Annotated in this window: 13 protein-coding genes and 1 pseudogene; 9 read left to right on the forward strand and 5 right to left on the reverse strand. The window is 74.2% G+C overall.

Features of this window, described 5'->3' with window-relative positions:
• Positions 1–132 precede the first annotated feature (132 nt).
• Both ACGF3J_RS09530 and ACGF3J_RS09535 read left to right on the forward strand, forming a co-directional pair.
• The gene (locus tag ACGF3J_RS09530) at positions 133–672 is read left to right on the forward strand and encodes a transcriptional regulator (RefSeq protein WP_161330029.1); all 540 of its coding nucleotides are present in this window, start codon (positions 133–135) and stop codon (positions 670–672) included.
• Positions 669–2,093 (forward strand): MFS transporter, encoded by a 1,425-nt coding sequence (locus ACGF3J_RS09535; protein ID WP_393853789.1) that lies wholly within the window; start codon positions 669–671, stop codon positions 2,091–2,093. The genes ACGF3J_RS09530 and ACGF3J_RS09535 overlap by 4 nt, the downstream gene beginning before the upstream one ends.
• On the opposite strand, the pseudogene ACGF3J_RS09540 reads toward ACGF3J_RS09535, so the two are convergent.
• The 4 genes and pseudogenes from ACGF3J_RS09540 to ACGF3J_RS09555 all read right to left on the reverse strand — a co-directional run.
• Positions 1,978–2,319 (reverse strand): annotated as a pseudogene (locus tag ACGF3J_RS09540) (SDR family NAD(P)-dependent oxidoreductase); the annotation flags it as partial. The gene ACGF3J_RS09535 and the pseudogene ACGF3J_RS09540 sit on opposite strands and share 116 nt — an antisense overlap.
• A 246-nt stretch (positions 2,320–2,565) precedes the next feature.
• The gene (locus ACGF3J_RS09545; RefSeq protein WP_393853790.1) at positions 2,566–3,120 is read right to left on the reverse strand and encodes a pyridoxamine 5'-phosphate oxidase family protein; all 555 of its coding nucleotides are present in this window, start codon (positions 3,118–3,120) and stop codon (positions 2,566–2,568) included.
• Between the two features lie 61 nt (positions 3,121–3,181).
• Entirely contained in the window at positions 3,182–3,550 is a 369-nt protein-coding gene (locus ACGF3J_RS09550) for a low affinity iron permease family protein (RefSeq protein WP_122618204.1), read from the reverse strand.
• A gap of 78 nt (positions 3,551–3,628) precedes the next feature.
• Complete coding sequence (locus ACGF3J_RS09555) at positions 3,629–4,471, reverse strand: GntR family transcriptional regulator (protein ID WP_393853791.1); 843 nt, start codon at positions 4,469–4,471, stop codon at positions 3,629–3,631.
• A 148-nt stretch (positions 4,472–4,619) separates the two neighbouring features.
• On the opposite strand from ACGF3J_RS09555, the gene ACGF3J_RS09560 reads away from it, so the two are divergent.
• The 6 genes from ACGF3J_RS09560 (at position 4,620) to ilvD (ending at position 12,146) form a co-directional block, all read left to right on the forward strand.
• Positions 4,620–5,912 (forward strand): D-tagatose-bisphosphate aldolase, class II, non-catalytic subunit, encoded by a 1,293-nt coding sequence (locus tag ACGF3J_RS09560; protein WP_393853792.1) that lies wholly within the window; start codon positions 4,620–4,622, stop codon positions 5,910–5,912.
• Entirely contained in the window at positions 5,909–7,066 is a 1,158-nt protein-coding gene (locus ACGF3J_RS09565) for an SIS domain-containing protein (RefSeq protein ID WP_161331294.1), read from the forward strand. Before ACGF3J_RS09560 ends, ACGF3J_RS09565 begins: the two co-directional genes overlap by 4 nt.
• 33 nt (positions 7,067–7,099) lie before the next feature.
• Positions 7,100–8,137, forward strand: a complete 1,038-nt coding sequence (locus tag ACGF3J_RS09570) for an N-acetylglucosamine kinase (RefSeq protein WP_393853793.1) — start codon at positions 7,100–7,102, stop codon at positions 8,135–8,137.
• 61 nt (positions 8,138–8,198) lie between these two features.
• Entirely contained in the window at positions 8,199–9,560 is a 1,362-nt protein-coding gene (locus tag ACGF3J_RS09575; RefSeq protein ID WP_393853794.1) for a hypothetical protein, read from the forward strand.
• A 41-nt stretch (positions 9,561–9,601) separates the two neighbouring features.
• On the forward strand, positions 9,602–10,450 hold the full coding sequence (locus ACGF3J_RS09580) for a fumarylacetoacetate hydrolase family protein (protein ID WP_393853795.1): 849 nt from the start codon (positions 9,602–9,604) through the stop codon (positions 10,448–10,450).
• 49 nt (positions 10,451–10,499) lie between these two features.
• Entirely contained in the window at positions 10,500–12,146 is a 1,647-nt protein-coding gene (ilvD, locus tag ACGF3J_RS09585) for a dihydroxy-acid dehydratase (protein WP_393853796.1), read from the forward strand.
• A gap of 68 nt (positions 12,147–12,214) precedes the next feature.
• Here the strand turns inward: ilvD and ACGF3J_RS09590 are convergent, their stop codons facing one another.
• A complete protein-coding gene (locus ACGF3J_RS09590; protein ID WP_393853797.1) occupies positions 12,215–13,198 on the reverse strand; it encodes a hypothetical protein in 984 nt (327 codons plus the stop codon).
• A 178-nt stretch (positions 13,199–13,376) separates the two neighbouring features.
• Here ACGF3J_RS09590 and ACGF3J_RS09595 point away from each other — a divergent pair, with 178 nt between their 5' ends.
• Entirely contained in the window at positions 13,377–14,006 is a 630-nt protein-coding gene (locus ACGF3J_RS09595) for a hypothetical protein (protein WP_393853798.1), read from the forward strand.
• The last annotated feature ends 27 nt before the right edge of the window (positions 14,007–14,033 follow it).

Consider the following 14,033-nt stretch of genomic DNA (forward strand, 5'->3'; position numbering starts at 1 on the left):
GCCGGAACGAACAGAACTCTAGCGGCGTCCCGCGAGGCCCACCAGCGATTTACCGGGCGGTCCCCGGGAGCGGGCAGAGAGGTTCGCGCCATCCCCTTGCTCAATGGTCAAGAATCGTTGACCATTACTCCCATGCCTGCCGACGACGTTCCCGAGACGCTTCACGTGACCACGGAAGAACAGCTGCGCGCCGTCTCCAATCTCACGCGCCACCGGATCATGGCCGTGCTCCGCTTCGAGCCCGCGACGATCACGCAGATCGCCGAGCGGGTCGGCCTCGCCAAGGGGAGTTCCAGCTATCACGTGCGGCTGCTGGAGCGGGCCGGTCTGGTGAAGGTGGTGCGGACGCGGAAGGTGCGGGGGGTCACCGAGCGGTACTACGCGATGGCCGCGGGGGCGATCGTGCTGCCGGATCCCGGCGAGGGAGGGCCGGATGTGCTGATGCGGCACGCCGTGGCCGATCTGGAGGCGTCGCCGGCGGATGGCGAGCGGCACGTACGGATGGCGCATCTGCGCCTCACCGAGGAGCAGTTCGCACAGCTGGGGGCGCGGTTGCAGGCTCTCGCGGACGAGTACCAGGCATTGTCCGATCCGTCGCTGCCGGACGTGTCGCTCGCCTTCGCGCTGTTCCGGCCGGCGCCGCGCCACCAGGCGGAGGGGGAGGCCGAGTGACCTCAGCGGCAAGGAAGCTGCCGACCGGGTTCGGACGCCTGTGGACCGCGCAGACGGTCTCCTCGCTCGGCGACGGGGTGTCGCATGCCGCGCTCCCGCTGCTCGCGTTGACGCTGACGCGGGAACCGATGGCGCTCGCCGTCGTCACGGCCGCGGGAACGCTGCCGTGGCTGCTCTTCGGGGTGCTCGGCGGCGCCCTGGTGGACCGCTGGGACCGCCGGCGCACCATGTGGGTCGCGGACGCGGCACGTGCGGTGCTGCTCGCGATACCCGCGGCAGCGGCCGTGCTCGACGTCCTGAGCGTGCCGCTGCTCGCGGCCGTCGCATTCCTGCTCGGGCTCGGCGGACTCTTCTTCGACACGGCGGCCACGGCCTACCTGCCGGATCTGCTCCGCCGCGACCCCGCGCTCCTGGAGCGCGCCAACTCCCGTCTGCGCGGCGCCCAGACCGCCATGTCCGGCTTCGCGGGCCCACCCGCGGGCAGTGCGCTGCTCGCGCTCGGGCGGGCGTTGCCGCTGCTCGCCGACGCGGTGTCGTTCATGGTCTCCGCACTGCTCGTACGCACGCTGCCGGCCATGCCCCGGCCCGCGCCGGAGGTCCGCGAGTCGCTGCTGCGGCAGGCACGGGCCGGCGCCTCGTACGTCTTCCGGGACCGGCTGCTGCTCGGGCTCGCGCTCCGCCCGGCGGTCGGGAACGTCGCCTTCCTCGCCGTGGAGACCGTCCTCGCCCTCTTCGCGCACGAGCGCCTCGGCATCGACACCTTCGGCTTCGGCCTGCTCCTCACGGCGGAGGCCACCGGCGGCCTGCTCGGTGCGGCCATCGCCTCCCACCTGGGCCGACGACTCGGCACCGGCACCGCACTGACCTGCACGGCCGCCGTCGAGGGGCTGGCCATCCTGGGCCTGGCGGCCGCCCCGAACCCGTACGTGGCCGGGCTTGCGCTCGCCGTCTGCGGAGCCGGCATGGGCGCCACGATGGTGCTCGGGCCCTCCCTCCGGCAGGCGATCGTCCCGGCCCGCCTCATGGGCCGGGTGGCCTCCACCTCCCGCATGCTGGCCATGTGCGCCGCACCCGTCGGGGCCTTCCTCGGCGGCTGGCTGGCCACCGCCTATGACATCCGCACCCCGCTCTACGCGGCCGGCCTGCTCCTCCTGGCGATGACAGCCGTCACGGCATCCATGACCGGCAACCGCCGCGTCGAGGCGGCACTGCGCGCCGCCGCCCCGGCTGCCGTCGGTCCGGATCACCCGGCGTCCAAGGACCCCGCCCCGGATCCGCCTCACCACTCAGGCCACGCTCCTGGGTGGCGATGCCGGCTGCGAGCCGGTCGGCAACGCCGCGGGGTGCCCGGCCGAGGAGCTGGGCCAGCAGCGGATCGGCCTCGGCGAAGTAGCCGGCACGGCCGGCCTGGTACCAGGTGAGCATGAACCGGGCCGCCTGCTCCGGGACACCGGCCGCGGTCTGGGCGGCGACCCACTGCTCGTCGTCCAGGATGATGCGCTTGACGGTGCGGCCGGTGAGGTTTGAGGCGATCGTGGCGAGGTCGTCGAAGGTGACGGCGGTGGGCGCGGTGAGGGTGACGGGGCCGTCAAAGGCGCGATCACCGGCGAGAACGACCGCGACGGCCTCGGCCACGTCGGTGCGGTTCAGCCGACGCCGCACTCGCCGAGGATGGCGTACTAATCGGCACCAACGCGACTCCGGTAGGAGCCGAGCGCCTTCCGTACCGCCTGCGGCCTCGCATCCACCGGGGCCGCCCTGACCCGGCCAGACGTGTTCATCGCCTGGCGCACCGTCACCGCCCCGGCCGGTCCCACCCAGGCGCTCGACGCCGCGTTGAACGCCACCGCCATGCCCGCCCACACGATCGAGACGGCGGCGACGGAGTCCTGATCACGGCCGCTGGAAGGTGTAGCGGGTGTGGCTGAACACCTGGCCGTCGTGTCCGAAGCCGTACGCCGTGCCGGGTGCCACCGCGAACAGCAGGTCGTCGCCCTCGCGGATGCTGTCGCCGAAGCCGTGGAACACGCCCTCGGGCGAGGTGATGTGGTCCCCGTACTGCGCCTCGAACGCTGCCAGGACCTCGTCCTGCCGCGCCGGATCCGTCACCCGTTCCGCCGTGCCCTCGACCACGATGTCGAGGCCTTCGGAGAGCGAGTTGTGCCCCGTGGTCAGTGCGCAGTGGGGATTGGCGGCCAGGTTCTTCGCCTTCTGCTCCCCCGAGCCGGTGCTGAAGTGCAGTGCCCCGTCGTGCCAGGCGGCGATCAGCGGTGTGACGTGCAGGCGGCCGTCCGGCCTGATCGTGGTGATCCAGAAGACCTCGGCGGCGCGCATCCGGCGCTGGGCCTCGGCCCAGTCCGTGGCGGTGACGTTCTCCGCGCCCGGGCGCGGGTTGAGGGCGGAGCTGTAGCGGGCGTCGAGTTCGGTCGTGGGCTGGTTCGGCGTCATGCGGAGCTCCTTTCCCTTCTTGCCACCAGGGCTACGCAGCTTGTAACGGAGGAACGCTCGCTCAGGTCTGTTCCTCGATGCCGATGGCCGTGCGCAGAGAGCGCTGGGCCGGGCCGGGGTCGCCCTGCTGGGACTCCAGCAGGGCGGCGGCGATGGCGTCGAGCTTGCGCTGCACGGCGTGCTCGGCCCGGCGTTCACTGTTCTTCAGCAGCGCCAGCAGCAGGAGCGTGACCGCGGTCATGGACTCGCCGGCGAGCAGCATCCAGGTGAGCGGCGCCTTGGCGATGTGCACGCCTATGACGATGCCGACCAGCAGCAGGCAGACCCCGAAGAACGCCGGGCTGCTGGTGAAGTTGGACGCCCGCTCGGCGAACCGCTCGAAGGGGCCGCGCCTGCTGCCGCCGCGTTCGGCCGGGTGCTCCAGGGTCATGTGCCGCCTCCTTCGGTGCCGCCGGGTGTCGGTGGCCCTCGTACCCGGTGGCCGACGGACCAGGCCCGACGGGCGGTCTCAGTCGGTGATCGAGGCCCGGAAGCGGTACCGGTCACCGCGGTAGATGGCGACCGTCAGCTCCAGCGGGCGGGCGTCCTGGTTGTACGCCAGTTGGGTGGCGACCAGGACCGGTGTGACGTCCGTGATCTCCAGCAGTTCCCGCTCCTCCGGGGTGGGCTGGCGGGCCTCGACCGAGTAGTCGGCGACGCGGGGGAACTGCCCCGGGGTGGCCGTACGCAGGGTGGCGTACAGCGAGGCCGTGCCGAAGTCGGTGTCGGCGAGCCGCGGGCACAGCGCGAGGGGCAGCCTGTTGTGCTCGACGACCACCACCAGGTCGTCGAGGTAGCGCAGGCGCCGCATCTCGAACAGGGGCGCGCCCGGGGCGATGCGCAGTTCCTCGGCCTCCTGGACCCTCGCCGGGCGCACCGCGGAGGCCAGCACCCGGGTGCGGGCGGCGAGGCCGTGGCGCAGCGCGTGGTCGGCGAAGCCCTGCACGGAGCGGCCGCCGGGTGCGGTACCCGGCGGTGTGGCGGGGGTGTGCCCGGCGTCCGCCGTCCCGCCGCCGGCACTCGCGCCCGCAGTGGTACCCGTGCTCGTGCTCGTGCCGGTGCTCGTGAGGAACCAGCCCCGGGCCGGGGACGACTCGATCACGCCCCGGTCGGCGAGGTCCGCGAGCGCCGAGCGCATGGTGACGCGCGAGACGGCGTACCGCTCGGCCAGCACGCGTTCCGAGGGGAGCCGGTCGCCGGCCCGGGCGCCCCCGGCGGTGATGTCGTCCATCAGGCGCGCGGCGACCTGCGCGTACAGCGGCAGCGCGTCGGCGTCGAGAAGGCCGCGCGGGAGCGGCGACTCAGTAGGCATACCAGTACAATACCAGACGCCCTTCATTGACGGCCAGTATTAATACCAGTATGGTCGCGGCAGACCGGGACCTTCCGGCCGACCTCCCAGCGCACCCCGTACCACCTGCCGCTTTCCCGCATTCACCTGCACCAGAACCGGAGACACCATGCCGAGCCCGTGGGACCAACTGGTACGAGACCAGAAGTCCGGGATCCCGGTGGGGATCGCGTCGGTCTGCTCGGCCCACCCCCTGGTCATCGAGGCCGCGGTCCGCCAGGCGCTGGCCACCGGGCGCACCCTGCTCGTCGAGGCGACCTCCAACCAGGTGGACCAGGACGGCGGTTACACCGGCATGCGCCCGGCCGACTTCCGCGACCTGGTCCACCGGATCGCCGCGGAGCACGGCCTGCCGGCGGACCGGATCGTGCTGGGCGGTGACCACCTCGGCCCCAACCGCTGGCGTGCCCTCCCTCCGGAGGAGGCCATGCGCAAGGCGGAGGTGCTGGTCGCCGCCTACGTCGAGGCGGGCTTCAGCAAGATCCACCTGGACTGCAGCTTCTCCTGCGCCGGTGATCCGGTACCGCTCACCGACGACCTGGTCGCCCGGCGCGCGGTGCGGCTGATCCGCGTGGCCGAGCGCACGGCGGGGCCGCGGGCGGCCGGGCTCCGGTACGTGATCGGCACCGAGGTGCCGGTTCCCGGAGGTGCGCACGAGTCACTGCGCGAGGTCCCGCCCACCGCCGCGCCGGCCGCCGGGGCGACGCTGGAGCGGCACCGCGCCGCCTTCGCCGAGGCGGGTCTGTCCGGCGTCTGGCCCCGGGTGCTCGCGCTCGTCGTCCAGCCGGGCGTGGAGTTCGACCACCACCGGGTGTTCGGCTACCGGCGGTCCGCGACGGACCGGCTGCGCCGGGTCCTGGACGGCGAGCCGGACATGGTCTTCGAGGCCCACTCGACCGACTACCAGTCGGCCGCCGCACTCGGCGAGCTGGTGGCCGACCACTGGGCCGTCCTCAAGGTCGGCCCCGGCCTGACCTTCGCCCTGCGCGAGGCGCTGTTCGCGCTGGCGGCCATCGAGGACGAGCTGGTCGGCCCGGACCGGGCGTCCCGGCTGGCGGCCGTCGTCGAACGCCGCATGCTGGAGCGGCCCGACTGGTGGCAGGGGTACTACGAGGGCGACACGCGCGAGCGCTACCTCGCCCGCCGCTACAGCTACAGCGACCGGATCCGGTACTACTGGGCGGATTCCGAGATCACGGCGGCCCAGTCCACGCTCTTCGGCAACCTCGACGCCGCCGGCGTCCCGCTGCCCCTCCTCTCCGCCCACCTGCCCGAGCAGTACCGGCGGGTCCGCGCGGGCGAACTCGCCCCCACCCCGCGCGAACTGACCATCGACCGGGTCCGTGACGTCCTGCGCGACTACGACCGGGCCTGCACCCCCCTGATCAAGGAGTCCGCGTGACCGCCCCCCTCAGCCCCGCCCCCGCCGCCCCGGCCGGTGCGGAGCACACCCACCGGGAGATCGCCCAGCAGCCCGAGCTGTGGCAGCGGGTCGACCGGATCGTCGCGGACGACCGGCCGCGGCTGGACGCCTTCCTCGCACCGCTGCTCGCCGACCCCCGGCTGCGCATCGTGCTGACCGGCGCCGGCACCTCCGCCTACGCCGGGGAGATCCTGCGCGCGGCGCTGGCCGCGCACACCGGGCGGCGCGTGGACGCGGTCGCGACGACCGACATCGTCGCCGACCCGCACGGCTGCCTCGGGGAGGACCTGCCCACCCTGCTGGTCTCCTTCGCGCGGTCCGGCAACAGCCCGGAGAGCACCGCGGCGACGGCCGCCGCCTCCGCCCTGCTCGGCACCTGCGCCCACCTGATCGTGACCTGCAACGCCGAGGGCGACCTCGCGCGGCTGCACCAGGACCGGTCCGACTCGCACGTGCTGCTGATGCCCCCGGAGGCCGAGGACCGCGGCTTCGCGATGACCTCCAGCCTGAGCTGCATGCTGCTGGCCGTCCTGCTGGTCCTCGGGCGGCGCCCCGAGGGCGGCGTGGACCCGCTCGCCCAGGCGGCGCGGGCCGTCGTCGGCGACGCGCTCGGCGCCCGCATCGACGCCTTCACCGCCGACGCCCCGGACCGGGTGGTGTACCTGGGCAGCGGCGCGCTCAAGGCGCTGGCCGGGGAGTCCGCGCTCAAGCTCCTGGAGCTGACCGGTGGCGCGGTGGTGTCCTGGGCGGACTCCTCGCTCGGGTTCCGGCACGGGCCCAAGGCCTTCCTCACTGACCGCACCTCGGTCGTCGTCTACGTCTCCAACGACCCGTACACCCGCCGGTACGACCTGGACATCCTCGCGGAGATGCGGGCCGCCCTGCCGCCGGGGCGCGTGGTCGCCGTGGCGGGCCGCGCCGAGGGCCTCACCGTGGACGACGGCACCTGGCTGCTGCCGGGGATGGCGGACGCCGACGACGCGGCGCTCGCGCTGCCCGCCGTGGTGTGCGCGCAGCGGGTGGCGCTGAACGCCTCCCTGGGCCGCGGCATCCGGCCCGACAACCCCTTCCCCGACGGCGAGGTCAACCGCGTCGTGCAGGGCGTCACCGTGTACCCGCTGCCCGGACGCTGACCGCGTTCGCCCGATTCCGGAGAGGACAGCCGCATGGCCTCCGTGAAGCCCGTGCAGGACGCCCGGCACCCCGCGCCCGACGCCGTGTTCCTCGGTGTGGACGGCGGGGGCACCAAGACCGCCTTCTGTCTCGCGGACGCCTCGGGCACGGTCCGTGCCCGGGTGACGGGTCCCGGCACCTCTCCCTCCGACGAGGCCGGCGACGACGGGTCGTTCGGCACGTACCCGGTGCTCGCCGAGGGCGTGGCCCGGGTGTGCGCCGAGTCGGGCGTCGCCCCCGCGGACGTGACCCACGCCTTCTTCGGGCTGCCCGCGCACGGGGAGTCGCCCTCGCTGACGGCGGCTCTCGACGCCCTGCCCGCCCGCCTGCTGGGCCACGACCGGTACGGCGTCGGCAACGACATGGTCTGCGCCTGGGCCGGCTCCCTCGGACTGGCCGCCGGGATCAACGTGATCAGCGGCACCGGGTCGATGGCCTACGGCGAACGGGCGGGGCGGACCGCGCGCACCGGGGGCTGGGGCGAGCTGTTCGGCGACGAGGGCTCGGCCCACTGGATCGCGGTGCGGGGACTGAACGCCTTCACCCGCATGAGCGACGGCCGGCTCGCGCCCGGCCCGCTGGCCGACGTACTGCGCCGCGCGCTGGACCTCGGCTCGGACCTCGACGTGGTGGGCCGGGTGTTGTACGGCGGGCTCGGCCGGGACGGTGTCGCCGCCCTCAGCCGCCCGGTCGCCGAGGCCGCCGAGCTGGGCGACTCCGCCGCCGGGGCGATCCTCGCCCGGGCCGGGCGGGAGCTGGCGCTGCTCGCGGACGCGGCCCGGGAACGGCTCGGCTTCCCCACGACCGACCCGGTCCCCGTGTCGTACTCGGGCGGGGTCTTCGGGGCCCGGCCGGTGGCCGATGCGTTCCGCGCCGAACTGATCCGTCTGGACGCGCGCTTCGACCTGCGTCCTCCCTTGTACGAACCCGTGGTCGGCGCCGCCCTCCACGCCGCGTCACTGGCCGGCACCCCGCTGGACGACACGGCCCGCGCCGCGCTGCCGTCCTCGCAAGGCCCCCCGGCGCCGTAGCGCCGCCAAGACGCCCTCGCCCCGCCCCACCACCGGGCGGTCCCGCTGAAAGGAACCCCTGATGTCCGACACCCGCGTGCTCGTCCTGATCGGCGCGGGCAGCGCCGTGTTCACCCGCGGACTGCTCGCCGACCTGATCACCGCGGACGACCTCGGGTCCTGGGAGATCCGCCTGGTCGACGTCAACGAGGAGGCGCTGGCCGTGGCCGCGCGGCTCGCCCGGCGCATGGTCGAGGCGCGGGAAGCCGGGAACCGGATCACCGTCCGTGCCTCGGCCGACCGGCGCACCGAACTGCCGGGCGCGGACTACGTGGTGACCTGTGTCGGCGTGGGCGGTCGCCCCGCGTGGCAGCGGGACCACGAGATCTGCCAGGAGCACGGCGTCTACCAGCCGGTCGGCGACTCGGTGATGCCCGGCGGCATCTCGCGTCTGCTGCGCACGGTCCCGGTGATGGTGGACGTCGCCCGCGACATCGCCGACCTCGCGCCGGACGCCTTCTTCTTCAACTACAGCAACCCGATGACGGCGAACGTCCAGGCCATGACCCGCTACGCGGGTGCCGCGCCGGTGGGCCTGTGCCACGGGATGCACCACGTGCAGCGGGAGCTGGCCGCGTTCGCGGGGCTGCCCTTCGAGGAGACCTCGACGCTGTACGCGGGCATCAACCACCTCACCTTCATCTACGACTTCCGGCACAACGGCAAGGACGCCTGGCCCGGCGTGCGGGCGCGGATGGAGCGGGAGCTGGCCGAGCCGGCCGACCCGGCGGACATCGGCGCCATCTGGGAGAACGGCAAGGCGTGGCACAACCCGTTCTCCTGGGAGATCTTCCGCCGCTACGGCGCCTACCCGGCCGCCAACGACCGGCACGTGCTGGAGTTCTTCCCCGAGCGCTGGGCCGGCGGCGACTACTACGGCAAGAAGCTGGGCGTCGACGCGTTCTCCGTGCCGGAGATCCTCCAGTGGGGCGAGGACCGCTACCAGGGCATGCGCGCCCAGGCCGAGGACGACGCCCCGCTGGACGCCGCCTCCTTCGAGAACTCCACCGGTGAGCAGGAGCAGCTCATCGCGATCATCCGGTCGATCACCTTCGACCGGCGCGAGATGTTCTCCGTCAACGTGCCCAACCGCGGCTCGGTGCCCGGGCTGCCCGACGAGGCGGCGCTGGAGGTCCCGGCGGTCGCCACCGCGCGCGGGCTGCGCCCCGTCTCGGTCCCCGACCTCTCGGCGCCGCTCACCTCGATCCTGGCCCGCCGTCTGACCTCGGTCGAACTGGCGACGGAGGCCGCGATGAAGGGCGACCGCGGCCTGGTGGTCGAGGCGATGATCGCCGACGGCGCGGTCACCGACCCGGACGCGGCCGTCGCCCTCACCGACGCGCTGCTCGACGCCCAGCGGGCCTTCCTGCCCCGGTTCGCCTGACCGACCCGCACCGCGGGTCCCCCGTACCCCTTGGAGACCAAGTGAAGATCAGCCGTATCCGCCACCAGGGCCGGGTGTTCGCCGCCCGCGTCGAGGGCGACACCGTCCACCCGGTCGTCGCGGAGGACGACCGCTTCATGGCCGACGCCGTCCGCGACCTGATCGCCGACGGCACCGCCCACGACGTGCTCTCCGCGGACGTGCCGGGCGTGCCGCTCGCCGACGTCGAGGTGCTGAGCCCGCTCGCCGCCCCGCAGAAGATCGTCTGCATCGGCCTCAACTACGCCGACCACATCCGCGAGACCGGTCTGGAGACCCCGAAGGTCCCCCTCGCCTTCGTGAAGACCGCCCACTGCCTCACCGGACCGACGGCGGACGTGCGCGTGCCCCGGGGGGCGAGCGAGCAACTGGACTGGGAGGCCGAGCTGGCCGTCGTCATCGGGCGGACCGCCCGCGACGTGACCGCCGAGCGGGCCATGGAGCACGTCTTCGGCTACACCGTCGCCAACGACGTGTCGGCGCGTGACGCCCAGTTCTCGGACGGGCAGTGGTTCCGGGGCAAGAACTTCGACGACTTCTGCCCGCTCGGGCCGTGGCTGGTCAGCGCCGACGACATCCCCGACCCGCAGGCCCTGGCGATCTCCGCCAAGGTCAACGGCGCCACCGTCCAGGACAGCTCCACCAAGGAGATGATCTTCGGGGTCGCCGAGACCATCGAGTACCTCTCCCGCTACATGACGCTCCACCCGGGCGACGTCATCGCCACCGGCACGCCGCACGGGGTCGGCATGGGCCGTACCCCGCAGCTGTGGCTCGGGGACGGTGACGTCGTGGAGGTCGAGGTGGAGCACGTCGGCCGGCTCCGCAACACGGTGCGCCTCACCGGCTGACGCCGCCCCTCCCTCTTCCCACCGTCCCGCCACCAGCAGGAGGACCGCGATGAACATCGCCGACGACCCCGACCGCGCGCCGGCCCGCTCGCACCTGTACGCCATGGGCCTGACCGACGACGACATGCGCAGGCCCACGGTGGGCATCGCGTCCACGTGGACGGGCACGATGCCCTGCAACCTCACCCACCGCGACCTCGCCCGGCACGTGGCCACCGGTGTGCGCAGGGCGGGCGGCACGCCGATGGAGTTCAACACCGTCGCCGTGTCCGACAACCTGACCATGGGCACGCCGGGCATGCGGGCGTCGCTGGTCAGCCGGGAGGTCATCGCGGACTCCATCGAGCTGATGGGCCGCGCGCACGCCTTCGACGCCCTGGTCTGCATCGTCGGCTGCGACAAGACGGTGCCCGCGGCCATGATGGCGATGGCCCGCCTGGACATCCCCGCCGTGCTCCTCTACAGCGGCAGCATGATGCCGGGCCGCTGGCGCGACCGCGACGTGACGATCCAGGACATGTGGGAGGCCCTCGGCGAGCGCGCGGTCGGCCGGCTCGGCCAGGAGGACGTGGACGACCTGGCCCGCAACGCCTGCCCCGGGGCGGGGACCTGTGCGGCGCAGTACACCGCCAACACCATGGGCGCGGTCGCCGACTTCATGGGCCTGGCGCCCTTCGGCGTCGGTGACATCCCCGCGGTCGCCGCCGAGAAGCAGGCGGCCGCCGAGCGCGTGGGCGAGGTCGCCCTGGACGTCTTCGCCCGGGACGTGCGCCCGTCGGACATCCTGACGCGGGACGCCCTGTACAACGCCGTCGTGTCGGTCGCCTCGATGGGCGGCTCCACCAACGCGGTGCTCCACCTGCTGGCGGTGGCCCGCGAGGCGGGTCTCGACCTGGCGATCGACGAGATCGGCGCGATCTGCCGCCAGGTCCCCATCGTCACCGGCCTCAAGCCCTCCGGGCCGCACACCGCGGTCGACCTGTGGCGGGCGGGCGGCACCTCGCTGGTGGCGTCCCGGCTGCGCGACGCGGGGCTGCTGCGCGAGAACGTGACCCTGGTCGACGGCCGCTCCTTCGCCGACGTCGCCGCCGACGCCCGGGAGGCGCCGGGCCAGGACGTGGTGGCGAGCGTCGCCGAGCCGGTGAAGGGGCCGGGCGCGCTCGCCGTGCTGCACGGTTCGCTCGCGCCCGACGGGTGCGTGCTCAAGCTGGGCGGCCGGGCCGACTTCCGGCGCGAGGGCCCGGCGCGGGTCTTCGACTCGGAGGAGGAGTGCTTCGAGGCGATCCAGGGCGGGCACGTGGGCGCCGGCGACGTGGTCGTCGTCCGGTACGAGGGGCCGGCCGGGGGCCCGGGCATGCGGGAGATGCTGTCCATCACCGGCGCGCTGGTGGGCCAGGGTCTCGGCGACTCGGTCGCGCTCGTCACGGACGGCCGTTTCAGCGGCGTCTCGCACGGCCTGGTCATCGGCCACGTCGCCCCCGAGGCGTACCGGGGCGGCCCCATCGCCCTGGTACGGGACGGCGACACCGTGGCCGTCGACTCGGCCGCCGAGACCCTCGACCTGCTCGTCGACGACGAGGAACTCGAACGCCGCCGCGCCGCCTGGACCCGCCCGGAGCGCCTCGCGGAACGCGGTGTCTTCAGCAAGTACGTCGCCACGGTGGGCTCCGCGTCGGACGGCGCGGTCACCGTCTGACCCGACTCACGACCACACGGCAGCCCGGGCACCCGCCCGGGCTGTCGTCTTTCGCCGTACCGGAGCCGTCAGCGCCGGTGCACCGGCCGCGTACGGCCGTCCGCGCGGCGGACCGTGCTGAGCAGGGAGCGGGTGACCGGTTCCGTGCCCGGGCCGTGGTCGGTCAGGTGCCAGAGGGTGTCACCGCGGCGGACGACCAGGTCGGTGCGCCCGGGGTCGTGCCGGACCGGCGTGGTCGCCAGCGCGGTGACGGCGCCGGCGCCGGGGAGGGTGAGGCTCCGGCGGCGGTCGGTGCCGGGGCGTACGGCGACGAGGTCCGCCCCGCCGTCCGACAGGAACACCAGCGGGCCGCCGGCGCCGTGCACCGCGGCGGCGTGCTCGGCGCCCGGCAGGGTGCACACGACGCCGTCGGCGCCCGTCCAGTGGCTGCTCGCGCGGGAGAGGGTCAGGACGGCGGGGCGGGTGGCGTCCGGGGCGGCCACCAGGGTCACCGTGTGCGGGGGCCGACCGTCCGGGCCGGTGAGCGCGGGTGGCGCGGCGGGGGCCCAGACCAGGTCGGGGTAGTCCGCAGGGTCGGCCCGGTACAGGCGGCCCGGCGCGGTGCCGGGGTCCGGGGACAGTACGGTCCACAGCGCGCCGTCGGCGGTCTCGGCGAGCGCGAGCGCCGGGAAGGGGCGGGCCGGGGGCGGTTCCTCGGCCGTGAACGCGGCCTCAGGGCTCCAGCGCAGGCGGTGCGCCGCGTCGCCGGAGCGGGCCAGGACCTCCAGGTGATCGGGACCGTTGCGGCTCTGCAGGACGCGTATGTCGTCGTAGCGCCGCCCGGCGGCGAAGTGCAGGCCGCCGCTCCACTCGCCGGGGGGCGGCGCGCCCTCGGGGGTCCCGGTGCCTTCGGGGTCGGTGTTGTGCCACAGCACCCACAGGCCGTCGTCCTCGTCGCAGAGCACGAGCTCCAGGTTGCCGCGCTCGCCATAGCGGCCCTGGGCGAGGCCGACGCCGCCGCGCGACCGGGGCGGGGGTGCACTGGTGAGGGAGGGGGAAGGGGCAGCTGCCATGGGGCGTCCTCGTCGCGGCCGGCCGTAGGGATCTGGTGGCGGGGGCGCCTGGCCGGCTGACCGCCCGCACCACGTCGGCACCGTCGCACACCCCGGAACGCGCGTCAATGAGCACAGGCAAGCAAAAATGCGCAGTATGGCTTGCGTCAGCAGGGTGTACGGCCAAGACTGAGCGCTCATGGACTCCAACTCCGATGACAACGGCAACGGCAACGGCGGCACCGAAGGGCCCGGCGCCACCCCGCACCTGCTGGTCGTGGGAGCGACGGGCGCGCTGCTCCCCGCGGTCCGCGCCGCGACCGCGCGGGGCGCCACCGTCACGGCGCTGGCCAGGAACGCCACCGCCCTTCGGGACCTGGAGCGCGACACGGGCGGCGGAGCACGGCCGCTGGCCCGGGACTTCGAGGCACCCGGACTGCGCGAGGCGCTGTCGCGGGCCGCGCGGGACAGGCCGTTCACCGGCGCCCTGCTCTACTGTCCCCTCGCCACCCCGGCCACCGTGCGCACCCTGACCGAGGCCGTGCCGCCGGGACGCCCCGTGGTCCTGCTGCTGACCAGCGCGCACGCGGAACCGCACGGCGAGGAGGGCGACGCCGGCCCGTGGAGCCCGGCACTCCTTCCCCCCGGGGCGCGGCCGGCCCCCGGCTGCCGACTGCTCGTCCTGGGCTGGCGGACCCGGCCGGAGGGCTCGCGGTGGCACACGGCCGAGGAGATCTCCGAGGCCGCGCTGGGCGCCCTGGACGCCGTCCCGTCCGGCGACGCGGTCCTCGGACGGGTACGCCCCTGGTCGACGCGTCCGTCCGCGTAAGGTTTCCTGCACGACAACGCCGTACAC

Origin of the sequence: Streptomyces sp. NPDC048171 (assembly GCF_043202655.1) — a bacterium.
GTDB lineage: Bacteria > Actinomycetota > Actinomycetes > Streptomycetales > Streptomycetaceae > Streptomyces.